We start from the raw sequence: 25,244 nt of genomic DNA on the forward strand, positions 1-25,244 counted from the left end.
ATACCGCCGCCTTGCCGCACCAAGCTCGGCAAGGTTCTACTCTCGTGACCCATGACGCACCGCACCCGGTGACGAGCGTTCACCCCAAGCCATGTCACCTCCAGCACGGTCCCGCCCAGCTCAGCCACCCGCGCCTGAAACTCCCGCTCCGCCACCTGCGGATCATTGCCCGCACACGTCCGACAGATACCGCCGCCTTGCCGCACCAAGCTCGGCAAGGTTCTACTCTCGTGACCCATGACGCACCGCACCCGGTGACGAGCGTTCACCCCAAGCCATGTCACGTCAAGCACGGTCCCGCCCAGCTCAGCCACCCGCGCCTGAAACTCCCGCTCCGCCACCTGCGGATCATTGCCGGCACAAGTCCGACAGATACCCCGTCCTCGTTGGACGTTGTTGGGTCGCGGAGTGCAGTCGTGCCCAGCCGCGCACCGTACCCGGTGAGGCACAATCGCCCCGAGCCAGGTCGGTTCCACTACGGCCCCGCCCAACTCGGCCACACGCGCTCGGAACTCCTGCCAGGCTTCGAAGGATTTCCGCGACAACGGTCGTGCTGTGCCCACGCCGTTTCTCCCAGATGCTAAGGCGCTTTTGTGCGCTGGTTGAATCGTAGCGACTGAGTATGACAAGCGGTCGCAACCGACTACTGGAAAAGCACGACAACTTATCGCGACTGCCCCGGGCCGCCAACGCCTGGCGGCATCATGAGCTCATAACCAAGCCGACACCGCGGCCAGCTCTGTTCCACGGCCTTCGCGCACAGACCACCTGGACGGAGGGGCTACCTGGACCGCTCACCGCCGCCAAGGCCAAGGCAACCTGCAAGGCGCAGGCGCCGCAAGGTGTGACCGATCTGGACCCCAACTACGAGAATGGCTTCAACGCGGGTACGACCGCCGCGATCGCCAAGTACTGCTTCACGGTCAACCGAGAGACTCGCTGGTGCTAGCGGGTCTCTCGCCCCGTTAGACCGAGCTCACCGACGCCCACCACACGCTACGGGTCATCGCCGACTCCTCTAAGCGCTTGTCCTCTCTCGACTCCCCCCGGTACAGCACCAGAAATCCAGAGGATGCCCTCGCCCCAAGGTAGTTAGAGCGACGGGTTCTCACTGCAGTGGTCCGATGCCGCTTCAGGTACCGACAGGGCGTCCGGCGCGAAGACGCCCGACACACCTCCGACACAGTCCGTGTCGCTGATGCCCTTCGATGGACTCCGTCACAGGTCAGAGGCTTACGCGAAGTGATCGACGCATTCACTCCGGAGCCGTGTGCGCAGGTTCGAATCCTGCCGGGGGCACCCTGTATGAGGTGCCCAAAGACCCCGTCACCAGCGAGAACGCTGAGGCCGGGGTCTTCGCGTATGTGCAGGCGTATGCGGCCCGAAGCGGCCGTATGCCGGGGCCTGTGGACGAGGCGTGGACGGGATCATGGAGCGTTACCGCAGGTGGGCGCCCAGAAAGCCATGCCGTCGCTGGACGGTCGGTCCACAGCCCCCCTGTTCCGAAACTACCGAATGCCGGTAGGCGTCGAGGCGCGGAAGCGGGAGGGCCGGGCAACCAGAAGGAGAAGAGGCACGCACGCGAGTTCGCCGAGGGCCACGAGCGGGAAGCCGCCGGCTCCGGTCAGGACAGTGACAGCGAGGTGGCCAAGGGCGAGGAAAAGGCAGTCCCGGGACCAAGTCGCGGTCGGCCGGTGGCGGGCGAAGACCCGGAAAGCGCCCCAAAGGCATGCGCCGACCCAGAGCAGAGCGAGGGCGAAGGACACATAGGTCATCCACGTAGGGCCGGGGCGGTCAGGTTCGCGAGGGAAGGCCACAGCGATAACAGTGATGCCGGCGAGCAGAACAAACAGCCAGACGGCCTCGACTATCAGGACCAAACCGAGGGCGATGCAAACGACCCTGCGCACCGGCGCTCCTCTGCGGAGGGGTAAGGGATGAAGGCGACGGAACAATAGCGCCGGAGACGGACACTCAAGTCCTGCGGGGCCGCCCATGGCTCCAGTGGGAACGGCGGCACCCCATCGGGATGCCCCGGCTCAGGCCTGGTTCCAAGCCTGGCGATGGCGAGCAACGCTGTACACCTGCTCCACCTGGTCGGCCGTGAGAACGCCTGAGAGTGGAGCAAGTGCCGATACCTGGCGCTCCTGGTACACCCGGACACTGAGCTGCGTAGCGACCACCTTCAGCTCGGTGACACCAACGAAGACGAGCACTGGCTCCACCGGTACCGGGAAGTCGCAATAGCGCTCAAGCACTCGAACGACCCGCTTGGCCTCGGCCCGGCTCTTGCGCGCGTAGGGCGCCGGTTTCCCGTGATCGACTTTCACGGAATCGTCCCCGACCCATACGGCCCTCTTGTGGTGGTGCTTCGTGTTAATGCTGAACACCCCACCGGGCCCGATCAGTAAGTGATCGATATCCACTTTGTTAGCCAAGGGGATGGAGTGCAAGACGTGCCAGCCGTGGCGCCCTAAGCGGTTCAACTCGGTTCCCACTCGCCGCTCCCCCGCTAATCCCTTTCGCCAGGAGTCCCACTCCGTGGGCCGCCGCAGAAGCCGTGAGACGACTCGTTCCATTAGCCCCGGGCCGGATTCCGCAAGCAGATCACGCAGGGACTGCCCGGGAGGGTTGACGGCCAGGTCGTCAGCCAGCGTCAGAGGTGGCAGCATCGGACGCGCCTGATCCTCGGGCGCCCTGTCTGGCGGGACAGGCTCGGTGAGGCCCTGTAAGTGCTTTGTGAGCACAGCGATCATGTCGTCGCGATACTCGGCCCGCAAGACCGTAATGTCCCCCGTCGTGACATCCGCCCAACCGACCGCGGTGCCATCAGGCAGGTTGGCGTACAGACGGTCATGTCCGTACCGCTTCCAGCGCGTGACGTGCAGCTCCACAAGGCCCCCCGGTGCTCCCGCATTGGCGTTGCCGACATGCCAGCAGCAAGCACGACGAGGGCACAAGACCGCAGGGCACGCGACGCTGCTCAGTTGGCGCCTTTCGTATGAAGCATCGCTGCAGCTAGGGCACGAAACGAGGGAGGCCCTAGGCGGCATGTCTAGGGCCTCGGGGTGGCTGCAGGTTGTCTCACTCGTACTCGCGGAGCAGGTCCTCGATGCGGCGGTTGGCAACGTCCTGCCGACCGTCGAGACACTTCGCGTAGCGGGTCAGCAAGACCTCAACGCTGTTGCCGGCGCGCTCGGCAACCTCGGTGGGATCAACCCCGGCGTTGAGCCATGTCGACAGCGCCGAATGTCGAAGGTCGTACGGCCTACTCGCGAGCGGCGAGGCCGCGACAGCCGGCGGAAGCGCCAGGAGCCGAGCCTCTTGCCACACGCGGTAGTAGGTCGAGGACGGGACGACCGAGCCCTTCTCACTGAAGAAGAGTCGCCCGTCCTCCGCCGTGCCGAAAGTGGTGAGGTGATCGCGGAACACCACGACGAGCTGAGGCGGAATGGGCACCCGCCGAACGTCCTCAGCCGGCCGATTCTTGAGCCCGCGGTCATCGTGGGTCTCGCCCGAATCGGTCCACCGCTTGCCCACCGACGGACGGGTCCGGTGCAGCAGCGCTGAGCCCCATCCGCGTTCGGGGAGGTTCAGGTCAGTCTCGGCGAGGCCGATCACTTCCGCCGGCCGGAGACCACCGAAATACATGGCGGCGAACAGACCCACAAGGCGTCGGCCCCGGGCACGCCGGTAGCCGCCCACGTAGGACACTGCCGTCAGGAGATTACGAGCTTGCTCCGGGTTAGCGACCACTCGCGGATCAACCTGGCTAGCTACCTTGGGTTTCTGCCAGCGAACGGCCGTGATCGGGTTCTCTCGCAGCATTCCCAGGTCAACCGCGTAATTCGCAGCATTGACGAGAGTACGGCGCTTACGCCTGACGGTTTCGGCAGCTGCCCCTGTGCCGTCGAGCTTGAGTTTCAGGGAGTCGAGCACCGCCCGCGCCGTGGCAGGTTGGGCGAGATCCGCGAGCGGTCGGGATGCCTTGGAAACCCAATGAAGAACATTGCGGACGTCGTCCGGCACTTCTCGTTCGTGCGGTGCCGGCAATACGAAAGCCCAGTTGCGAAGTGCTTTGCGGACCATCTCGTCTGACGGTCGTCCGGGACGCTCACCGAGAAGTTCCATGGTCACGCTAGTGAGCGATTCGTTGATGCCGTCTCGTGTGTTGGGGGCAGCATGTGGCCACTTCATCGCGAGATACCCAAGGGCAAAGTCGTACCAAGTCACGGCCGACTTCGTCTCCTGCATCGATGCCGGGAGGCCAGTCCCCGTGTCGAACTCCTCGCCGTCGCGCATCGCACGCATGAGCTTCGTGCGGTAGTGGTCAGCGAGCGCCTTGGTGCGGAAAGACTCGGAGAAGACGTTGCCGGCTACTGACCAACGGACTCCGTAGGAGGGTGTTTTGGTGTCCCGCTTTCGGACGCCCCAGACCTTCACGTCGAGAGACTTCACGCGGCGGTCTCCAACTGCCGCAGCCAGGTCCGGAAGTCGCTCCGCCAAACCCGCAGTTCCCCATTGGGGAGCTTGAAAGCGGCCGGCCCCTGGCCCAGCTCACGCCATCGGTAGAACGTCCGCCGTGAAACTCCCCCGAGCTCATCGAGGATCTGGCGGACGGTCATCAGCTCGTCTTTCACGTCAGGCTCCTTCCAGGGCCGAGAGTTCTTCGCGGGCGGTTTGGCGATTGAGTTGGAGGTCGCGGGCGATGGTGGCGGCGAGGGCGGATTCGCCGGGGGTGTGGCCGTGTCCGGCGTACTGCCAGTCGGCGAGGACGAGGACGGTGTCCGGCTCGACGTCGTCCAGGCCGAGCGCGTCACGTTCCTGGGCGGCACGGAAGTCGGCGCGTGCCTGTCGGAGGGCCCCCAAGGTGGTGGAGTAGCGGCGGGATTTGGAGCTGAAGTGGCCGCGGAAGCCGAGCATGTGGGCCCAGCGGGCGAGGGGGCGGTCGGGATAGTGCGGTTGAAGCTGGACGCAGGCGGCCATGAGGCGGCGGGCGTGGTCGGGGACGTCCAGCCCAGCGAGGTCTTCGCCCAGGCCGGTGCCGCGGCAGGTGACACAACGGCTGAGGGCTGAACCAGCGCGGTCGTACAGGCGGGATCGGCCCATTCCCCGGCAGGAGCGGCAGTAGACGGCCGTGTCGGGGGTGCCGGTGGTCTCGGCGGCTTTGGTGGCGTACTTGGCGACGTAGGAGGCAACTGCCTGTTCGGTCAGATCGGAGCCGTCACCGAAGGCCTTCACGGGCCGCACGTCGAGCTGCTTGCCCCAGCGGAACGTGCGGGTGGGCTGGTCGCCGGAGGCGGGGACGCTGACGCTGGTGTAGGTGTGTGCGGCGGCGGCGCGGATGGCGTCGGTGAGTAGTTCGGTGCTGGCCCAGAAGGGCGGCGCCGACTCTGGGCCGTCGGGTCCGTCGAGGCGGATCACGGCGTGAAAGTGGATGGCACCACGCTTTTGGAATTCGGCGACCTTCCCGTAGGAGACGCGGCAGTCCTCGGCCAGTTCGCGCTGTGTCAGCCCGGCACGAGCGGCGATCTCTCGGCGAAGCCGGTTCGCGAAGCGCACCCACAGCTCACCCGCGTGATTGTTGAAGAGCACGGCGCCCGCGTAGTCGTAGGTCTTGGGGTCGAGTGCCGTACCGAGGGCGGGACTGTCTGGAGCGTGCCGCATGCCGCAGCGACAGACGCCGCGGTCGGGGCGGTTGTGGACGGGACCGAAAGAGGGAGCGGTGAGGGTGGCGAACACGCGGGGGTGGTCGCGGACGGTTGCCGGGATTTCTTTGGCGTCGTCTCCGGCGAGTCCGGCGCGGATGAGGTGGTAGGTGTCTCCGGCGTACGTCCAAGCGCAGGAGGGGCAGCGGGAGGCGCGGCGGTTGCCGCAGGCGATGCGGAGGAGTCCGCCGGGTTCGTTCTCGGTGGTGTAGTGGTGCAGGGTCTGGCCGGTGGTCTTGTCCTTGTGGAGGGTCCAGCCGGTCAGGTGGATGGGGTCGGCGCAGCCGCCGGTTCGGCGGATCTGGTCTTGCCAGCGGTCGAAGCCGGGGGACCCGGCCACCCGGAGGAGATCCCCCAGGGTGGTCGGGTCCAGGTCCGCGAAGGACGCGGGGGTGGTCACTTCGGGTCCTCCTTGGGGGTGTGGTCGTCAATCCACTGCTCTGCGCAGACCTTGTGGACGGGCTTGCCGCGGTCGGAGCGCAGTGGGGTGGGCTTGGTCCAGATCACGCACGGCTTGTCGCCGCTGTGATCGAAGTGCTCGGGCGAACGCCAGTCGAGGAGAGCCACGGCAGTCACCTCCCGGTCCGGATGAGGACGGGGGCGGGGGTGGTGTGGCCGGTGCCCTTGCAGGCCGGGCACGTGATGCGGAGGGTGGCGCGGGTGCCGTCGCGGTGACGGGTGCCGGTGGTGATGGCGGCGGTGGCGAAGCCGTCGCAGTGGCGACAGACGGGCGTGCTCGGGGCATGCTGGGGCATGATGAGGTCTCCCTTTCGGGTCCGTTGGATCTGGAAAGTGGGAAGGCGCCCGGAGCGGACGAAACTTGGCGGTAGAGGCCGCTCCGGGGGCCGGTTAACGCCGCTTGGCCTCGGCGGCGAACAGCGAGCGGACGACGAGGGCGCAGACAGCGACTGAGGCGCCGGTGATGGCGACCGCGAGCAGGAGCGAGACCAGGACGGCGCCGACAACCAGGACCACCGCGGTGCCGCCTGCGACCAGTGCGAGCGCGGTAGCGGGGGTGAGCTGGATCGTCGGCCGCGACGGCACCGGGGCTGCCGGTGCGGGCGACGGGGTGGGGGCCGTGCTGGTGACGGTGGCCTGTTCGGCCACGGCGGGCGGGGCAGCGTGGACTGTCGGGGTGGGCATGGCTGGGATCTTCGGGTGGAGCATCAGTGATCTCCTTTCTGTGTCGGGCTACTTGATGAGGCTGTTGATGGCGGGGGCTAGGACGCTGTCGGCGAGGAGGTAACCGCCCAGGAGCAGTACGGCGATGAGCCAGGTGGGCGGGCGGACGAGCTTGATGCCGAGGTAGCCGACGACGAGCAGGGCGAACCAGAGCGGTACTTGCATGGCGGGTTCTCCTAGCGGACGTGGCAGCGGTGGCCCTGCGCGGCGACCATGGCCGCAGAGACGTCGTCGTACTCGACGGACCAGCCGCAGTCTTCGGCGGCGCAGGCAGCGACGTACTTGACCTGACCGCCGCGGCCGAAGGCGGTGCCGACAGTGACCTGTCCGACGCGGCGCAGGTTGCGGAAGATCTGATAGATGCCCATGGGTGGTGCTCCTTCCGGGATTAGGTGAGTTGGGCGGCGATCGCGTCGGCGAGGTGAGGCGGGACGCCGAGGCGGGCGCGGAGGGTGTCGGTGTCGATCGGGGTTCCGGTGCGGGAGCGGTGGTCGTCAGCGACCTTGCGGGCGTGGTCGACCAGCGCGGCCGGGACCGGGACGGGCGCAGCCGGGGCGGCGGGCAGAGCCGGTGCCGTCTCGGGCTCCAGGGCAGGGGTTGGTGCGGGTGTGGTGTCGGGTTCGGGTGCTGGGGCTGCGGGCGCCGGCGGATCCGGGACCCGGTCTCCGGTCGGGGCGGGTGAGGAGGAGTGGGCGAGCAGGGTGCCGCCGAGGAAGGCCAGGGCAGGCCATCCGGCGATGCCGAGGCGGAGCAGGGCGGGCGGGTTGGCCAGGTCGAGGAATCCGGCGGTGGCGACGTTGGCACCGAGCGAGGCGACCAGGGCGATCAGGAACCAGGACCAGGCCAGCCGGGACGGTCCCTGGCTACGGAGGCGTCGCCAGGCGGCGACCAGAAGCAGGTCAACCGAGATGGGGTAGGCCCAGGCTTTCCAGCCCGACTGCCCGGCCGCAGCGGCAAGGTCATGCAGGTGGGCGAAGGACAGGGCACCGGCGATCACGGCTTGTACGAGGACGGCGTCCGGGCGGATCGAGCGGGTCATGCCTGTCACCTCCTTCGCGGGGTTGAGCCGGGGCGGGGCGGAGATCGGGTCCGGCCGCCCAGCCCCGGACGATGGGTCAAGCGGGTGCTTCGCCGGTGCCCCAGCAGGTGAAGCAGAGACCGGTCTGGTGGTCTTCGGTGATCCGGCTCTTGCGGGCGCCGACGCGGACGGCTTCGGTGATCTCGCCGTGGCCGTGGCAGTCCGGGCACTTCGCGGGCTCAGGCTTGGGCGGGGTCGTCTTGCGTCGGGTGGCGGGCCGTTTCGCGGTGGCCATGGTCACCACCCCTGGCCGGGGTACTCCGGGCCCTCGTTCGGCACGTGGCCGGGCGGGATGTCGGGCAGCGACATGGCCAGGGATGGACTGACGGATTCCACGAAGTCGAGGTCAGCGCCGGTGGTCTCGGCGTAGAGGGCGAGCTGGCCGAGCATCACCACGGTGCGGGCGAAGTCCTCGCAGTCGGGGCACATGCGGGTGGTCTCCCTTGCTTGAGGCATGACGGGGGTAGGGACCTGGCGCGAAGACGGTCGCGCCGGCCATGAAGCGGGGAGGGTTCAGACGGCTTCGACTACCGCGGGCGCCTCGACGGGCGCGAGATCCACCAGCGGCCGGAAGTCGGCCAGCTCCGGCAGATCCGGGACCAGATGGGCGTACCGGTTGCAGGCGGCGACGGCTTGCCGCATGGAGGTGTGCGGGGTGCGGATGCGGACCCATTCGCCGGTCGAGTAGCCGACCACGGCCATGCCACGACGGGTGTTGGGGATCTGCGTGGCGGCGAACACGGCGTGCGGGGAGATGTCGCCGAACGCCATCTTCGCGGTGGCTTCGTCGTTGACGCGGTGCACCATCCGGCCGGTGAGCTGGGCACGCAGCATGGTGATGCCGTCGCCGAGTTCGGAGCCGAAGCGCTGTCCGTAGATGTCCAGGAAGATCCCTGCAGCCCGGCCGAGCTGGGCCAGCCGGATCAGCGCGGTGACGATCCGCTCACGGCGAGGGTCGTTCCTCTTGGTGCTCATGGTGAGTTCGGCGATCTCATCGATCGTGACCACGATGGGCACCGGGCGGCAGTCTTCGGGCAGGTCCCAGATGTTCGCGGCGATCTCCGCGTCAGGCATGTCCGCGCTGATCCGCTGCTCGCGGCGGATCATGTCGTAGATGCCGGCCATGCGGGTCACGAGCGCTTCGAGGAGGTCAGCCGCGTCGTCCGGGTTGTCGGCTATCGCGGAGAAGCGGCGTGCGAACGGACCTAGCTCGATTTTCTTGCAGTCGATCCCGACCAGGGCAACGGGCTGTGCGGCGAGTTCTTTGATCACGGTGCGTTGGGTGACGGACTTGCCGGACTGGGTGGCGCCGACCGTCACCGAGTGCGGGATCTCCCGGTAGTCGCGGTAGTGGACCGAGCCGTCCTCCGCCAGAGCCACCGGGATCTTCAGCGGGCGGCGGTCACTCCTGCCGGGCATCTGTACCTGTTTGAGGACGTCGTATCCGGTCAGCGCAATCTCGACCACGCCGGGTTTGGTCTCGCGGGAGGTGACCTGATGGACGGCGAAGGAGTGGCGCAGCCGGTCCGCGGCGGCGGAGAACTCGAAGGCGTCCTGACCGGGCTGCATCTTGATCCGGAGCCGGAGGCCGATCCGGGTCGGCTTGATCCACAGCAGCCGGGGAACCCTCTGCTGCGGAATCGGCTTGTTGAACCAGCGGGCCAGCGCCAGCCGCATCCGGGAAGCCGGAACGGTGAGCTGACAGGCATCCATCACGGACGCGTAGCGGAACCGGACCCGCAGCAGGGCGAACACGACGCCGAAGGTGAGCCAGTACCAGGCGGGGCGGCGCCACTTCAGCAGCAGCGCCAGCCCGACCACGACCGCGAGCACTACGGCGATCGTTAACCGGTCCATCATCAGGCCGCCTTCGGCTTCGCGGGAGCCTCAACCAGCGAGGTGACCGCGACGGCGCGGAATGAGATCCCGTGCCGCTTCTGCCCGTTGAACTCGTTCTCCCACGGCACGCCCACCAGGCCCGTGAGCGCGACGGGGGTACCCATCGCCAACTCACCGGAGATGTCCGGCTCGGCCACGGTCACCGTGACGACCTCCGCGTTGCCGTTCATCACGAACAGCACGTCCACGGTCACGAGCGTGTGACCGGTGTCCCGGTCGGTAGCAATCACTCCGTTGCGCTTGTCCTTCATCTTCGTCTGCGGGGGCTGAGCGACCATCAGGGTCGCGCCGTTCGTGTCGACGGGAATCTGACGCATGATTGAACTTCCCTTCAGAGGGCGGGGCGGCGTACTTGCTTGGCGGTGGGTCGCCGCTCCTGTGTTGTCGTTGAGCCCGGAGGCGAACGCCTGCGGGTGTCTCACGTTCCCAACTGGTGCGCACCAATAGGTTGCGACTGGTGCGCACCAGATGTCAAGCGGTGTCGCCACTCGGCTTTCTCAACTCGCCTTCCTGCGACACTTCTAGGGAACTGCGCAACTCAACCCAGCGGTAGCCAACAGAGGTTCACGGCAGCACCGTTAAGGTTGGGGTTAACCCCTCACGACCTGCACCAATGTGAGGCATGCTGGTGTTAGGGATCAGTAATCACATGCAGGGCGGTGCACGTGAGTAGCGGACTCCGAACCGTGCGAAGCGCGCGCGAGTGGTCGCAAGAACGGCTCGTGCGCGAGATCGAGAAGTACGCGCGTCAGCACATGCTTGCGATTGCGTCCACGGCAAGCCTGCGCGTCTACGTCTCGGAGTGGGAAAACGGCAAGAGGTCGATCAGCGAGCGGTACGCGAAGATCCTGCGGGCTCTCCTCGGCGTGACCGATGACGAGTTGCACGGCAGGCATGTAGCCTCGGCCGAGCCTCTCCAGACCGACGGCTACGACGACCTAGTCACCCGCATCGATGCAGCACGTAGCGTCAGTCTGACCATGGTCAAGACGTTCATGGATCAGACGGAACTTCTTCGCACGGTCGATCGACAGATGGGGGCCACAAGCCTTGTCGATCAGATGACCGGCCACCTGTCCACGCTGGAGGACGCACTGACCTTTGCCGTACTTCCGGAGACTCGACGCCCCGTCGCTCGCGCGCTGGCGGGAGCGGCGACACTGGCAGCCTGGCAGGCTCTCGACGTCGGCGCCGTCGAACGTGCGTGGCGTCACTATGAGTTAGGCAAGCAAGCGGCCAAGGAGGCTGACGAGCCCATGTATCTCGCGCATGCCACAGCCGAGCAGGCGTACGTGCTCTGTGACGCTGGCCGTCCCGCGATGGCAGTTGGGCTCGTGCGTGATGCTCAACGTCTCGGCGGCAAGATGATGTCGCCGCGACTCCAAGCGTGGCTGTACGCGGCTGAGGCAGAGATCTGCGCCAAGGCCGGGATGCCCGAAGAGTGCCGGCGGGCGCTGGACATGGCTGTGAGCGCGTTGCCGCCGGGCGAAGATGCACGTGATCCCGACATGTTGAGCATCTTCCTGAACGGGGGCCACCTGGCGCGATGGCGCGGGAACGCTCTCGCCTTGCTGGGAGACGACGACGCCGTAGACGACCTGTATGTCGCGCTGGACACCGCGGACCCGACGTTTGTTCGGGCAATGGCAGGAATGCGATGTGACCTTGCGCAAGCCCACCTTGCACGCGGCGAACGCGACCAGGCGCACGAACATCTCCGTCAGGCTCGATTGTTGGCCAACCGAACCGGATCGGTACGCCATCGGCGACGCATCGAGCAGCTCACGCGCTTGTTGTAGGCGGTGGCACAGTTGTACGCGACGCGAGGACGTTGAGCAGGGCGACGAGAGTGCCCGAGCCCATCAGTTCGCCCCGTTCCATGAGCCCAGGGATGTCTGCGAGCGGGACCCAGGCGACGTGCCCAGACTCCTCGATGTCGGTGGGATTACCGATGTGCTGGGCGCCTCGGCCTACGAAGATCTCGTGCGGTGAGTCGACCATGCCCACCATGGGCTGATAGGTGACCACGTGCTCAAGCGAGTCCGGTCGCCATCCGGTCTCTTCCTCAACCTCACGTAGCGCGGCCTCTGCCGGTTCTTCACCCTCGTCCACAATGCCGCCGGGAAGCTCCCAGCCGAATGACTCGGGTACGAAGCGGTAGCGCCAGAGCATGAGCACGCGGTCCTGGTCATCGAGCACAGCAGCGATCGCAACGTGGTGCAGCCGTACAACGTGATGTTCGAACCGCTCTACCCCCGGCGGCTCGACATCGACAAGGCTCAGCTTCACCCATCGGTTGTCGTACAGCGTCCGCTCACCGTGGATCTGCCACGGCTCCAGATCTGTCGGGGCCTGAATGTTCACCGAGCGGTCAGGGAGGCGGTAGGAGCTTCGACCATGAACCTCGATGACGCGCTCATTCACGAGCTTCGCAAGCACCTGGCGGAGAGCCGTACGGCCGATGTCCAACTCCTCAGACAATGTCCGTTCAGACGGGAGCTTGGAGCCAGGCAGGAACTTGCCTGTTGAGATCCACTCGCGAATCGTGCGGTACACCCGCTCCGACTTCGGTCCCATCCGCTGAGCACGCTCCCGTCATCTCATGCTGCCAGCATCAGCGTACCTACCACCTACTAGTAACTAGTAGATGGGCGGTCCGACAGCCGTTGGTGACGATCAGCGGTGCGGTGGGAGTTTCCCTACTTCATCAAGGCTCGCTTCGCTCGCTGGTCCGGCGGCCACCGGCGCTCTTCGATCATCGCCAACCCGACCGCCGCACACTCCGCCCAAGCGCATCAACGGCCGCTCCCGGACCACATGCCGCCGCCACCACGATCCGGCCTCAGGAAGGGAAAGAGGCAACAGCAGCTCGACCCCTACGCCCCGCTCCCGGGGCCACCGCGCACCCTTCCACCCGGTTGCCTACTTCCGGTAGGTCGGATCAAGGACCCGAGGGCCGCGCCAAGCGCGGCGGCGCCGGTCGGTCGCCGCCGCGCCGCCTCTATGTCTCCGCCACCGGCGCACGTCGCCGCCCGCCCGTCGCCGCACGCAGCGGCCACATTCCAACACGGGCACAGGGGCGAACGATGATCCCCAACAGGGCAGGTCAAAGACGCTTTGTGCTACTGAAAGAGGCCGGATCGTGGTGGCGGCGACATGCGGGCCGATGCTGCCAGATGCGCGGGCGTTCGTACGGCCCGCTGATCCCGCACCGGGCTACCGGTCGGCCGGCGGGCGCGGCCATGAGAGGGGGAGAACCCCGCTGTGGCTGGGGCGGTCGGCTCCGCGACTTTAGCCAGCCACTTTGGCGCGAGCCTCGAAGATCACGGCCCCAACGTCGTGCTTTACCGGGCAGGTCCACAGACTGCCCGACTCGCCGGAAGCTTACGGGGCCATGATCACTCGCGCCAAAGCAGCTCCCGGCCAAAGTCGCTCCACCGACCGCAGTCGTTCACAGATCCGTCCCACGGGTGCGGGTCGGCTTCATGCAGCCTGTAGCTGCCAGTGGCCGCAAGCCGGCAGCCCTTGACCGATGGTCTAGGACGAAACACAGACCGCAAGTAGTTCGAAGGGGTGATCATTGGGGCTCCAAGCGGCAGAATGGGTCCGCTACCAGGCAAGCCGCCACGCCACAGTCGACGCTCGCGTCGCGGAAGAGGAAGGAAGGGGACGCCACCAGGACCCGAAGAGGCCACGTCCACGAGTCTTGGACGTCCCCTCGGTCGTCCAGCGAGCAGTGCGTCCATTGTGACTATGACCACTAGCCCACAGAACAATCTCGAAAAACTGCTCGCACGACTACTCAAGCGCACGGCCAGTAGGTCGGAAGCGGAAGTCCAGGCAGACGTGCGCACCTTGCTCCTGGATGGCGGTTTGAACCTAGGTGATGACGACCTCCATGAAGAGGTGATGCCGCGCCTCGAGAGTCAGGTTGGCGATCGTCGGCGCATCGACATCGAAATCGGCTTCACCGCGATCGAGATCAAGAAAGATCTACGCAGCAAAACCCTTCGAGAGGCCGCAGAGGCGCAGCTCGCTGGGTATGTGCGCACACGAACTGAACAGCTGGGGCAACGATACGCGGGCATCCTTACCGACGGGGTCGACTGGCGCGCCTATAGCTTGGCTGGCGATGACTTCATCCAGGTGAGCCGATTCGAGCTCAAGCCCCGCGTGCCGCTCGAAGATCTTTTGCTGTGGCTAGAAGGTGTCCTCGCTACCGCCCAGGGCATCAAGCCCACGCCCTCCGCAATCGAGGCTCGTATGGGCGCGGACAGTGCTTCACACCAGCTCGACCGCGCGACACTCGCCGCGCTCTACGAGCAGCACAAGAATCTACCCACGGTGAAACTGAAGCGTGAGCTGTGGGCACGACTTCTGCGGAGCGCCCTAGGAGCACAATTCGACGACAGCGACGAACTGTTCATCGAACACACACTGCTTGTCAATAATGCTGCGATCATCGCACACTTGGTGCTTGGAATCGACGTCAAGGACGTACGGCCGGCCACCCTCGTTCAGGGGCAGTTGTTCACCAGAGCCAACATCTTCGGCGTAGTTGAGTCCGACTTCTTTGGGTGGCCCATCGAGGTCGATGGTGGTGAATCCTTCGTACACACGCTAGCTCGACGACTGGCGAGGTTCGATTGGCATGAGGTCGAGCATGACGTCCTCAAGGTGCTGTACGAGTCCGTCATTGCACAGGAAACACGTAAGAAGCAAGGTGAGTACTACACTCCGGACTGGCTTGCCGAGAAGATGGTCTCCGAGACCATCACAGATCCCCTGAACCAGCGGGTGCTTGACCCGTCATGCGGATCGGGAACGTTCCTCTTCCACGCTGTCCGCCGGTACCTCGAAGCTGCAGAGGCTACAGGTCAACCACTCAAGCACTCACTTGATGAACTCATCGACCACGTAGCGGGAATCGACCTCCACCCCGTGGCCGTATCCCTGGCCCGCGTTACTTACTTGCTCGCCATTGGACAAGAACGTCTCACCTCAAGTGACCGCAGGTACATAAGGGTTCCGGTATACCTTGGGGACAGCTTCCAGTGGCAGCAACGCACTGACCTACTGGATCACGGTCACCTGGTAATCCGAACGGGCGCCGGCGGCCAATTCTACGAGAATGAGCTTCGATTCTCTGAGAACCTTCTCGCCGACGCCGTTAAATTTGACGACCTTGTCAACGAACTCGCAGACAAGGCAACGAATCGCCCGTCAGGTAAAATCCCTCCCCTTACGGCGGTGTTCAATCGCTTGGCGATCAACTCCGAGCAAGACCGGCAGGAGTTGACTCACAACTTCAGATTGCTGTGTGAACTCGTCGACGAAGGCCGCAATCATATCTGGTCATACTATGTGCGAAACCTTGCTCGACCTATGTGGCTCTCTCGCGCAGAGAACCGAGTGGATGTCCTGATCGGCAACCCGCCGTGGTTGTCCTATCGGCACATGCCGAGAGACATGCAAGAACTTTTCAAGGAGATGTCTCAGTCTCGCAAGCTTTGGCGCGGAGATGAGGTGGCAACTCATCAGGACCTCTCGGGCTTGTTCATCGCGAGGGCAATCCAGCAATATCTTCGCGAAGACGGAATTTTCGCCTTTGTGGTTCCGAATCCTGTACTAGATCGTCCATACTGGTCAGGATTCCGAGCTGGCGACTACCCCGACCCTGAGACACCCGTGAAGGTCGCCTTCTCCGGATCGTGGGACCTACGCCGACTACGCCCCCACTTCTTCCCCCGTGGCAGTGCCGTCATTTTTGGGCGCCGCATCACAGTAGGCATTGGAGCCTCGGCACAGGGAAACAACCCAACTCCGCTTTCCAAGTTCACCGAACGGTGGACCGGGAAAATTTCTCGCACAGCAACAACCTGGGCACAGGTCAAGGGCTGGATTAAGCGGGAGGAAGCTCAACTCAAGTACGCCAAAGAGTCGCTGATCTCCTCTCCTTACCGTTCACGCTTCAACAATGGGGCCACGATTTACCCTAAGTACCTGTTCTTTGTGAAATCGGAACAGGCTAACCCTTTGGGCCTGGGTGGCGGACGCGTCTCTGTACGTTCCGAACGGAATAACCTTGAGAAGACGCCATGGAAAAATCTGCCTGACATGGAAGGGATCGTTGAGAAGGAATTCATCCGTCCCGTCCTTCTCGGCGAAAGCATCCTTCCCTACATGGTATTGGAGTCGAAACAAGCAGTTCTGCCTATCGAGGCTACGGGCACGCTGATGGATGGCGATCACCCTCACTTGGATCGATACCCCGACCTTGCTCGTTGGTGGAGGAACGCCGAAGACCAGTGGAACACGCATCGTCGCAGCGAAAGGCTCTCACTACTGGAACAGTTGAATTTCCGCAAGAAGCTGACGGATCAGTTGCCTGGCACCCCACTGCGTGTGGTGTACGGGGCCTCCGGGATGCACGTGACTGCTGCACTCGTCGACGACCCAAACGCCGTGCTGGAGCACAAGCTCTACTGGGGAACTGTATCGAGCCAAGCGGAAGGCTTCTATTTGACGGCGATCCTGAACACGCCGGCGCTGACCGAATTGGTCCGACCCCTCATGTCCTACGGGAAGGACGAGCGTGACATCGACAAGGCGGTGTGGGAGCTACCCATCCCTACGTACGATCCATCGGAGGCCACACATTCGAGGATCGCTGAGATTGGCGCCGCGGAACACCGCAGAGTCTCCGAACTGCGGCTCGACGAGTCCAAGGGGTTCGTCAAACTGCGTCAAGTAGTCCGACAGGTACTCAGCACTTCTCCGGACGCTGAGGAATTGGACCAACTGGTTCGCCTTTTGATCGAGTAACTCCGGTGAGGTCCGCCGCCCGGGCACACAGCTAGACGCTCACTAGACGCGCGTGCGCCCGGGCGGGCTCGACATACATAAGGGGGGTCATGCAGTTCGAAGTGATACAACAAGGCGAGAGAGAACCAACAAGCCTTCGCTATTGCGCGCTGCTAATCGCGGACAGATGGGCTGACTTGGGATTCGCCACTCTGTTCTACCTGGTTATCTATGACGAGCATGGCGTGCGCCATGATATTGGGGAAGTGAAGATTGGCAAGCATGGGATGCGAGCGCGCTCGCCACTCTCTCTCCCAGCTCGCTTTGACCATTTGTCTGAGAGATTCTTTTCTCTAGGGCAGGATGACAGTTACTACACCAATCTAGTCAACCTGGGGCATCAAACACGAGACGTTGTGCTGGTCGCTTTGCGGGACATGGTCTATGACGAGGACATCTACCAGCAAGCCCGGACTGAACCAGTCACCCAGAAGTCGTTGATGCGTTTTGTGCAGGCCACTGCCGTTCAGGACCAATTCCGCCGGATCGCCCGTGGTGGCGAGCGCATTCGTGGATTCGAAGTCATCTACGAGCCACCAGTACCCGAAGGTAGCAGCGGAGACTCGATACTGCTACCTTTTACTGTTATTCCTCAGTCAGTACCACCAACAAACATTCACGTTCTCATCGGCCGCAATGGCGTCGGCAAATCATATTTGCTGAACAAGCTTACGCGCTGCATCGCGGATAGGCATTCAAATGCAGCGGAGGTCGGCAGGATTATCGAGGCCGGTCGCGGGAATCTGGACACTTTCGCCAATCTAGTGAGTGTCACATTTAGCGCCTTTGATGAGTTTCCTCAGATTCGCGATGACGACGTAGGGATTGATCGGTACTCATATGTTGGGCTAAAGCTACCCGGCCCATTTGGTCAGATCCCTAGAACAAAGGCACCGGATCAACTCGCTCATGACTTCGCCGAAAGCGTGGAGGCCTGTCTAACCGGCAGGCGTGCGCAACGTTGGGCGAATGCCCTTCGCACACTGCGATACGCAGGAAGTGGTTTCTTGCAAGATTCATGGGTGGAGGACTTCCTGGCAATCGAAAGCCCCGAGCAACGCAAGCGGAAGGCCACAAAACTCTTCAAGAACCTGAGTTCGGGGCACAAGGCTGTCCTTTTAACGCTCACGCGCCTCGTTGAACACGTCACGGAACGCACGCTCGTGGTGATCGACGAACCGGAGTCTCATCTGCATCCCCCGCTTCTAGCCGCTTTCATTCGGGCACTTTCCGATCTGCTGACCGATCGCAATGGACTCGCAATAATCGCTACCCATTCGCCAGTAGTGTTGCAGGAAGTGCCGACTTCATGCGTATGGAAGTTGCGCCGTTATGACGATCAGATGGTGGCTGAACGTCCCGCCATCGAAACATTCGGAGAGAATGTAGGAATCCTAACTCACGAGGTATTCAGCCTTGAAGTTACGGACTCTGGGTATCACCGGTATCTGAAACAGCTCGTACGACAGGGGCTGAGTTTCGAGGAGGTGTTGAGCACCTTCGGAGGACAGCTTGGCGGTGAAGCTCGTGCTATTACTCAGGGGCTCATCACTGTGCGCGACCTAGGGGGAGGTCTAGGGCCGGCGGTGGAGGATCGATTCAGATGAGACCATTGCCGCGTCCCGACATACCAGTACTAGACTTCTATCTCGAATGCATTAGTTCCGCGCGCGCAGTCACGCAGCATCGCCTCAAAGCGCTCGCAGGTGATGTTGTCAATGCCACCAAGCACTACGAGGCTGCGGCAGCAAGAACCGCTCTTCACACGTTGGCGGCTCTCAAGGGTATGCCGGAAGACGAGGACGACCGAGCAGAACTCCTCAAAACCTATAAAAGCAGAATGGTGCCATCTGGATCCCCCGGGAATGATGTCTACAATAGACTCAAAAAGGCACCCAAGCACGGCATATGTCCCCTCTGCGGACAGCGTACCGTTGAGACGCTGGACCACCAGATGCCTAAGGCTCATTTTCCGTTACTTGCTGTGTCACCCTCTAATTTGGTGCCCGCGTGCAGCAGTTGCAACTGGATCAAGAGTTCAACCTTCCCCAAGACAGCCAGCGATCAGACCCTTCACCCCTACTTCGATGACGTTACACGTGAACAGTGGCTCCACGCTCACGTCATCGAATCCGAAGTCGCACCCCCAGCGGTAGTTTATTTCGTAGAGCCCCCGAAGGGCTGGGACCACGTCCTGTCAGACCGGGTACGTCTTCATTTTCGCACCTTCGGACTAGCTGAGTTGTACACGTCCCATGCGGGCCAAGAGATCAGCGGGCTCCGCGCTTTTCTCTCATCTTTGCCAGAACAGGCCCTACCCAGCTATTTGGACCGAATGGCCGACAGTATTGCTAGTAGCCAGGACACCGGCGGCCTGAACCATTGGCGGGCGGTTATGTATCAGGCCCTTGCCCACAATTCCTGGTTTATACGGGGTGGGTACAAGAATTTTTGACATGGGCACTCAGGGAGATCTGATGGGCACCACTACACAAGGGGCAAAGCTGATGTCACGAAGCTGCGCAGGCCAGAGGCGCTCTGTCAGCGTCGACCAGTAACCTGCAACGATCAGCCGTGGCACGCCTGGAGGCTCCGTGGAAGCTACCGCTCTCGTAAGTCCCGACCGGTTGTGGTCGGCGCAGGAGGTTTTGGCGCGCCCGAGCCCTGTCCCTGCAGCGGCAGGGGTCTACGGGTGGCATTTCAAGGAACCGCCCCACCCAGACCTGGACGCCGGGCGCCTGCTCTACGTCGGCATAGCCCCGCGGTACATGGCGAACCGGACCAGTACCCAGAATCTGCGCAAGCGAGTGCGCTATCACTACCGGGGCAACGCGGCTGGCTCGACCCTGCGGCTCACCCTCGGGTGCCTGCTCGGACTTGATCTGCGTCGTGTGGGCAGCGGTAAGCAGATGACCTTCTGCAAGGCCGGCGAAGCCGCCTTGAGCCACTGGATGGCGGACAACGCGCGAGTGTGCTGGGTCGAGCAGAATGGGCCGTGGGCCTTGGAGTCACAGCTCATCTCCGAGCTCGACCTCCCGCTGAACCTCGACCAGAACCGCCACAACGCGTTCCACAGCCGCCTGAAGGAGATACGGGCCCAAGCACGTGAGCGAGCCCGGGAACTGCCGATTAGTCCGTAGGTCGTCGGCTGGGCTGCTGACGGACCGATCTTCTCGTCTGCGCATGACCGTGCGGAGCAATCGTAGTGTCCTAGTGACCTCTACAGTCAGGCACAGCGCTACTTGATCACGTCCAGAAGGGGGCGTTGTGCTAGAGCAAGACGGCGTGGAGGAGTTCTGTGCTGCGATTACGGCTCTGCGGGTGGATCATTCCACGGGACTGCCGGCGCGACATCAGCCGATCACGCTGCTGTGGGGACTCGGCCGTGCCGCGGCCGGGCACCCGCGGTTGGTGCCATGGACTGATGCGCGCACCGAGTTGCGCCGTCTGATGAGCAGGTATGGCCGCCCGGGTTCGGATCCCTCACCGGAGTACCCGTTCGTGGCCCTCAGCCGATCCCCACTGTGGGAGCTCGACGGTGTGACCGGCGAAGTGCCGCAGGCGCGTGGTTCAAAGCTACGGCAGTGGCTCACTGCCCAGAACCCGCGCGGTGGCTTGCGTAACGAGGTCTATAGCACCACGGCTGTGGACCCGGCGGCGCGCCAACGAATGGTCGACGCGCTTCTGCTCCGCTTCTTCGACGGCGAAGATCCCTCACTGCTACTACATGACTGCCGACTAACCGACCCGGTTTTCGACGGGTTCGGAGCCATGCCTGGCATAGACGTGGGCCAGCCCTTCCCAGACCGACGAGCGTTGGCAGCCGCGCGGGTTCACCGTCCCAACCAGGCAGGCATCTGCGGGACTGCGGAACAGGGCGCGGAGTCCATCGTGGTCTCGGGCGGCTACGAGGATGACGAGGACTACGGCGATGTGATCGTCTACACCGGCCAAGGCGGACGTGACCCCGACACCGGCCGACAGGTCCGTGACCAGGAACTCACACGAGGTAATGCCGCCTTGGTCACCAGTCTGACCACTGGCGCATCGGTGCGCGTAGTGCGTGGAGCCGGCGGCGATCCTGAGTACTCGCCAACGACTGGACTGCGCTACGACGGACTGTTCCGCGTCGAGGATTATTGGTCCGAGCGCGGACGCTCCGGCTATCTGGTCTGGCGCTACCGGCTCACCCAGCTTCCCCAGATAGAAGCGGCCCCGCAGCCGACCATGCCAGCTCCGCGCCAGCCGGAGGGGCGACAATCCCCTGCACGTACAAGCGTGACCACCCAGCGCATCGTACGCAGCACCGCGGTCGCGGACTTCGTCAAGCGCGCACATGACTACACCTGTCAGGTCTGCGACTTTCGTTTGGCTACCCCAACCGGGGCCTACGCTGAAGCCGCCCACATCCAGCCTCTCGGCCGCCCCCACGCCGGCCCTGACATCGCGGCCAACGTTTTGTGCTTGTGTCCCAACCACCACGTGCTCTTTGACCTCGGCATGCTGACCATCGGCGACGACTTGACCGTCACCAGCCGCGCCGGCGGATTCTATCGGGAACGACTCCGCGAGGTCGCCTCCCACCAAGTCGGCCGCGAATACCTCGCCTACCACCGCACCCACCACAGCGCGACGTACATCGCATGATCAAGCCAACGACCATGACCAGCCTGGGTAAAAAGAGCGCGGTGCCCCTCCCCTCAGGTGAGGGAGCGGGGCACCGTGTGCGCCGGGGTTACTCGAAGATGTTCGGGACGGGAATGCGGTTGACGCGGCGGTTAGCGTTCCAAGCGGCGGCAACCGCCAGGTGAGCGGCCTTGAGGCGGCCCTTGGTGCCGTCGGCGCGGGTGTTGTTGTTGGTGGCGATGGTCTGGATCTTGGCCTTGAAGGCAGTGGGGTCGCCCTGACGCTTGAGCTTCTGCGCCAACTCCTGGGGGTTCAGCACATCGGAGTGTTTGGACATCACCGTGGCGATGCCGCCGATAGTCACGGCGTGCCAGGTGTCGGGAGTGCGACCCCAAGCGTCCTCGGCGATGGTGAGCGACAGGTCCAGTATCTCGGGTCCGTTCTCCATAACGATGCTGAGGATTCCCTTGATGCCGCGCACACCGTTGGCGGTGCTGCTGCCGACCTTGAGCTGGTGCTTCTCCAGGACAGTGTTGGTGTCCTGGAAGAGCGGGTGCCCGGCCAGCACACCGATCCTGAACTCGTCATTCGGTCCGACCTTCGAGGACTCCTTGTTCTTGATGATGAACAGCGACGCCTCGTTGGCCATCGAGAGGCCGGAGTGGACTTCGCAAGTGATGGTCTGGACAGCCTTGCCAACTTCCTCCGGGGCCGAGACCTTCCCGGTCAGGATGAGCTGGCAGGCGTAGACGCGGTGCATACCGTCCACCGCGTACAGACCGTCCTCGCGCTGCGAGATGATCGGCGTTCCGAGGGCGGTGGGGACCAGCTTCTCGGCGATGGCTTCCGCACGGGCCTTGTTGAGGTTGCGCTGCGCGCGGGGGTCGAACTTTATGGTCCTCGGGTCCACCTTGATGTACTCGATGGGGTGGTCCGGGATGTCGTAGCTGTAGTCCTTGCCAGGCAAGGCTTCTCCTCTTGTGTCAGCGCCCCAGTGGGGGCGACGGCGACACATGTCAGCTCCCGAATGCGGGAGACGGCGACTAAGCGCTGATCAGCGTATCGGACAACTGCACTATCTACAGGCTGAGTTGTCGATTGATCCAAATGCCCGCATAGTTGGATCTGTCTGCAATGAAGCTACTTGCAAGGGGGTTGAGTTGAGAGCGCGACCCTCAGTAGCGCACAGAACGCCCGTGGACTATCTGTGGACGAGTCGCGTCCCATCTGTCATCCATGGGACCGTGACCTGCGTGAACGACAGGGACAAGAATGGCCTCCAGATCCACGACCGACGGTCGCATCCGCTGAAGCGGTGCACGACTGTCCCGGTCTTCGATGGGTTTGGAACCTTGCCCCGAATCGACGTAGGCCAGGCCTCGCAGCGCGGTGCTCCCTGACGACCGCGCGCGTCCATCGCCCCTGCGCGCAGGCATCTGTGGTACTGCGGAGCAGGACGCGGAATCGATCGTGGTCTCAGGTGGCTACGAGGATGACGAAGACTACGGTGACGTCATTGGTGCTCCGCATCGTCGGGCCGTCCCCTTCAGGCAGCCTGACCGCCTTGGACGTTGTCGACGTACCGGCTCAGCGACGCAACGCTGTGGAAGACCCGATATTCACTCGCCTCCAAGGCAGCCTGCTCTGCCGGTGTGGTCTCCGGGACGAGGACCACAGGGTCTCCCATCTCCTCCTGAAGCCCCTGAGGCCAGAATGCGACGGCCACGAGGATGGGGCTGCCTGTGTGGGGGTCGGTCACCTCGCTGTCCAGTTCCGGTGACGCGAAACCCTGCTTCTTGAGTGCGTCCAGCAGCCCGTACAGGCCAGGCATGTCCTCCTCCGGCATCCGCTCAGGCATCGGGACGGATTGCCGCCGGGGAAGCGTGGCTGTACCGCCCCTTGGCGTCAGTGCTACTGGTGACGGCCCTTCGAACAATTTGGTGAGGAAGTTGTTGGACGCTTCGGCCAGAAGTTCACGCCTTGTGCTGAGGAATGAGCGGTATGCGTCGAGGCTCCAGAGATCCGGGTCGGTGGGGATCCACTGCGATTCCAGAGCGCCTGGCACGCTTTGAGTGATCTCAGCCAGGTAGTCCTCCGGGCGCTTCGCACTGATCTGCAGGTTGGTGTCCTGGGTAAGGAAACAGAAGTTGGCGACCGCGTTCACCTCGCCTCTGCTGTAACCGTGCTTGTAGAGCTGCGCTTTCGGGAAGATATGGTGCACCTGGAGGGAGCTGAGCTTGCCAAGCAAGCCATCTTTCAAGGGAACTCCACTGGACAGATCTTGTGCACCGTGGACTCGGGAGAGCATGTAGAGGAGCGGATAGAACCGTGACCCCATGCTGGCGCCCTGGAAGTCCTCGGGCCTGATCTCCAGTCGTCCACCGCGGCTTTGCCTCAGGGTTTCAATCAGCTGGTCGACGCCACCGGCGTCGACCGCCGCGAGGTCCTGGTTGAGGGCAGTTTCCGTGGCCCCGGTGTGCCTACCCCAAAGGAAGCTGTGCACGAACCAGTAGAAGAGTCGATCGCGGGTCATGGCGTTGGGGAACTTGAAGGAATGGTGGCGCAGTAGACGGCTCATGACGGGAAACGCAGCCCGGCCGTTGAGCACGCGGTCGTGGTCAAGGCCCAGACGTCCACCCAAGGCGTTGAGCAAGTAGCTGATCGACTCGACGGTGTCATTCAGTCCGGTCTGGAACTCCTGTGGATCCACGTCCGCCAGCTTGGAAAACTGCGCTTCGCCTGTGATGACGGCGTTGACGTTGCGCAGCAGCCAGTCCAGTTTGAAGGCGAAGCCACTGTCCGACCAGTTCTTCAGCGCCTCGTTCATGGTCTGGCGGGCTGGCGACCAAGAGGCACAGATGGCCGCCAGCGCAAGGTCACCCTTTGACAGTTTTGTGCCACCGGAGTTTACCCGGTTGAAGATCTCCACGACCACATCAATGGTCATGCCCTCGCCGGTTACCTCCTCGATGTGAATGTTGCGATCCCTGATCTGGGTAATACGATTCAAACGCTCGATATAGGCAGACAACTGACTGGCATCGCCGTCGGCGAGGGCGGTGATGGAGGGCAGAAGTGCGGTCAGTCCCCCACGGAAGAGTGCGGTAACGTCCACCCAGGACGGGTTGTCCTTCATCTTGGCCGGCGCATAGAACTCGAAGGACTCAGTCTCCAGACTGAAATGAACTCCGCTCAGGGCAGACGGGTTGCCCTCGAAGAAGCGGGGCGAACGGCCTCGCATGACGCCGTAGAGAGTGGTGACCCTCTGCTGCCCGTCGAGGAGCATCTGCACGGTTCCGTCGGTCGCCGGGCTCCCACCACGGGTGCTGGCGCTCTCCGCCTTAGTACTCCAGGTGAGGAATCCCCCGATCGGGTAACCGCGGTACAGAGACTGGAGAAAGCCACGGACCTGGTCGCGTGTCCAGACGTAACCACGCTGGAACTCGGGCAAGGCGATGTCTCCGGAGTCGACCTTGTCCAGGATCTGCGAAATCTTCATATGCCGCCTGCTTCGGTGGGCCCGCCAGTATCCTGCAAGGACTCAGGCCTCTGGGACAACTATGCCGACAATCCTGGAGGTTACACCCACAATCTGACAAGCGGCGGGGAGTTGGTGCTGCGCCAACCACCTCCAGGCTTGGCCGTGACCGGTGGCCGATGGTCCGAGACTCATCGACGACCTCAGATGGCCGATGGAAGAGTGGATGTCCCATTCATCAGCGGGGACAGGCGATCAAGCGCACCGGCTCGGAGAGCACCAGCGCAGCGGCTTCCAGATCCGTCAGCCGTCTCGCCAGTGTCGATGCAGCAAGCTTTCGGGGCAGGGTATCCGCGAACTTCAGGCCCTCGACGGCCCTGTTGCTTGCCCGCAAAGCCAAGGCCTGAGC

At 63.6% G+C, this 25,244-nt stretch carries 22 protein-coding genes; 5 read left to right on the forward strand and 17 right to left on the reverse strand.

Translation table 11 applies throughout. The features are described 5' to 3' along the window. Window positions 1-2,039: 2,039 nt before the first annotated feature. From ABZ845_RS05620 to ABZ845_RS05685, 14 genes are all read right to left on the reverse strand, one after another. Entirely contained in the window at window positions 2,040-2,894 is an 855-nt protein-coding gene (locus ABZ845_RS05620; protein ID WP_360973294.1) for a nuclease-related domain-containing protein, read from the reverse strand. Between the two features lie 190 nt (window positions 2,895-3,084). After that, window positions 3,085-4,458 carry a site-specific integrase gene (locus tag ABZ845_RS05625; RefSeq protein WP_360973296.1) on the reverse strand — a complete coding sequence of 458 codons (1,374 nt, stop codon included), beginning with the start codon at window positions 4,456-4,458 and terminating at the stop codon, window positions 3,085-3,087. Then, window positions 4,455-4,625: a helix-turn-helix domain-containing protein gene (locus ABZ845_RS05630; RefSeq protein ID WP_360973688.1), complete on the reverse strand. Its 171-nt coding sequence runs from the start codon at window positions 4,623-4,625 to the stop codon at window positions 4,455-4,457. The genes ABZ845_RS05625 and ABZ845_RS05630 overlap by 4 nt, the downstream gene beginning before the upstream one ends. 16 nt (window positions 4,626-4,641) lie before the next feature. Beyond that, on the reverse strand, window positions 4,642-6,108 hold the full coding sequence (locus ABZ845_RS05635) for a replication initiator (protein WP_360973298.1): 1,467 nt from the start codon (window positions 6,106-6,108) through the stop codon (window positions 4,642-4,644). Further along, window positions 6,105-6,275, reverse strand: coding sequence for a hypothetical protein (locus ABZ845_RS05640; RefSeq protein WP_360973300.1), 171 nt, complete (start codon window positions 6,273-6,275; stop codon window positions 6,105-6,107). The genes ABZ845_RS05635 and ABZ845_RS05640 overlap by 4 nt, the downstream gene beginning before the upstream one ends. 5 nt (window positions 6,276-6,280) lie before the next feature. Then, on the reverse strand, window positions 6,281-6,463 hold the full coding sequence (locus ABZ845_RS05645) for a hypothetical protein (RefSeq protein ID WP_360973302.1): 183 nt from the start codon (window positions 6,461-6,463) through the stop codon (window positions 6,281-6,283). A 94-nt stretch (window positions 6,464-6,557) separates the two neighbouring features. Beyond that, a complete protein-coding gene (locus ABZ845_RS05650) occupies window positions 6,558-6,875 on the reverse strand; it encodes a SpdD-like protein (RefSeq protein ID WP_360973304.1) in 318 nt (105 codons plus the stop codon). A 24-nt stretch (window positions 6,876-6,899) separates the two neighbouring features. After that, the gene (locus tag ABZ845_RS05655; protein ID WP_360973306.1) at window positions 6,900-7,055 is read right to left on the reverse strand and encodes a hypothetical protein; all 156 of its coding nucleotides are present in this window, start codon (window positions 7,053-7,055) and stop codon (window positions 6,900-6,902) included. An 11-nt stretch (window positions 7,056-7,066) separates the two neighbouring features. Next, complete coding sequence (locus tag ABZ845_RS05660) at window positions 7,067-7,258, reverse strand: mobile element transfer protein (RefSeq protein ID WP_360973308.1); 192 nt, start codon at window positions 7,256-7,258, stop codon at window positions 7,067-7,069. A 20-nt stretch (window positions 7,259-7,278) separates the two neighbouring features. Next, window positions 7,279-7,929 (reverse strand): DUF2637 domain-containing protein, encoded by a 651-nt coding sequence (locus ABZ845_RS05665; RefSeq protein ID WP_360973310.1) that lies wholly within the window; start codon window positions 7,927-7,929, stop codon window positions 7,279-7,281. 76 nt (window positions 7,930-8,005) lie between these two features. After that, entirely contained in the window at window positions 8,006-8,203 is a 198-nt protein-coding gene (locus tag ABZ845_RS05670; protein ID WP_360973312.1) for a hypothetical protein, read from the reverse strand. 2 nt (window positions 8,204-8,205) lie between these two features. Next, window positions 8,206-8,397 (reverse strand): hypothetical protein, encoded by a 192-nt coding sequence (locus tag ABZ845_RS05675; RefSeq protein ID WP_360973314.1) that lies wholly within the window; start codon window positions 8,395-8,397, stop codon window positions 8,206-8,208. 84 nt (window positions 8,398-8,481) lie between these two features. Beyond that, window positions 8,482-9,825, reverse strand: coding sequence for an FtsK/SpoIIIE domain-containing protein (locus tag ABZ845_RS05680; RefSeq protein WP_360973690.1), 1,344 nt, complete (start codon window positions 9,823-9,825; stop codon window positions 8,482-8,484). 2 nt (window positions 9,826-9,827) lie between these two features. Then, on the reverse strand, window positions 9,828-10,184 hold the full coding sequence (locus ABZ845_RS05685; protein ID WP_360973318.1) for a hypothetical protein: 357 nt from the start codon (window positions 10,182-10,184) through the stop codon (window positions 9,828-9,830). Window positions 10,185-10,622: 438 nt separating this feature from the next. On the opposite strand from ABZ845_RS05685, the gene ABZ845_RS05690 reads away from it, so the two are divergent. After that, a complete protein-coding gene (locus ABZ845_RS05690; protein ID WP_360973692.1) occupies window positions 10,623-11,666 on the forward strand; it encodes a helix-turn-helix transcriptional regulator in 1,044 nt (347 codons plus the stop codon). Here ABZ845_RS05690 and ABZ845_RS05695 read toward each other — a convergent pair. After that, on the reverse strand, window positions 11,650-12,444 hold the full coding sequence (locus tag ABZ845_RS05695) for an NUDIX domain-containing protein (RefSeq protein ID WP_360973320.1): 795 nt from the start codon (window positions 12,442-12,444) through the stop codon (window positions 11,650-11,652). The genes ABZ845_RS05690 and ABZ845_RS05695 overlap by 17 nt on opposite strands. 1,176 nt (window positions 12,445-13,620) lie before the next feature. Here ABZ845_RS05695 and ABZ845_RS05700 point away from each other — a divergent pair. The 4 genes from ABZ845_RS05700 to ABZ845_RS05715 all read left to right on the forward strand — a co-directional run bounded on the left by ABZ845_RS05700 (window position 13,621) and on the right by ABZ845_RS05715 (window position 21,378). Then, on the forward strand, window positions 13,621-16,692 hold the full coding sequence (locus ABZ845_RS05700) for an N-6 DNA methylase (RefSeq protein ID WP_360973322.1): 3,072 nt from the start codon (window positions 13,621-13,623) through the stop codon (window positions 16,690-16,692). Window positions 16,693-16,781: 89 nt separating this feature from the next. Next, window positions 16,782-18,338, forward strand: a complete 1,557-nt coding sequence (locus tag ABZ845_RS05705; RefSeq protein ID WP_360973324.1) for an AAA family ATPase — start codon at window positions 16,782-16,784, stop codon at window positions 18,336-18,338. A 987-nt stretch (window positions 18,339-19,325) separates the two neighbouring features. Next, window positions 19,326-19,871 carry a GIY-YIG nuclease family protein gene (locus tag ABZ845_RS05710; protein ID WP_360973326.1) on the forward strand — a complete coding sequence of 182 codons (546 nt, stop codon included), beginning with the start codon at window positions 19,326-19,328 and terminating at the stop codon, window positions 19,869-19,871. Window positions 19,872-19,998: 127 nt separating this feature from the next. Next, window positions 19,999-21,378 (forward strand): YDG/SRA domain-containing protein, encoded by a 1,380-nt coding sequence (locus ABZ845_RS05715; protein WP_360973328.1) that lies wholly within the window; start codon window positions 19,999-20,001, stop codon window positions 21,376-21,378. 88 nt (window positions 21,379-21,466) lie between these two features. On the opposite strand, the gene ABZ845_RS05720 is transcribed toward ABZ845_RS05715, so the two are convergent. Together ABZ845_RS05720 and ABZ845_RS05725 are read right to left on the reverse strand one after the other, a co-directional pair. Then, entirely contained in the window at window positions 21,467-22,324 is an 858-nt protein-coding gene (locus ABZ845_RS05720; protein WP_360973330.1) for a DUF6551 family protein, read from the reverse strand. A gap of 579 nt (window positions 22,325-22,903) precedes the next feature. Next, on the reverse strand, window positions 22,904-24,856 hold the full coding sequence (locus tag ABZ845_RS05725; protein WP_360973332.1) for a DUF262 domain-containing protein: 1,953 nt from the start codon (window positions 24,854-24,856) through the stop codon (window positions 22,904-22,906). Between the last annotated feature and the right edge of the window lie 388 nt (window positions 24,857-25,244).

The organism is Streptomyces sp. NPDC047022, assembly GCF_040644155.1.
Taxonomy (GTDB): domain Bacteria; phylum Actinomycetota; class Actinomycetes; order Streptomycetales; family Streptomycetaceae; genus Streptomyces.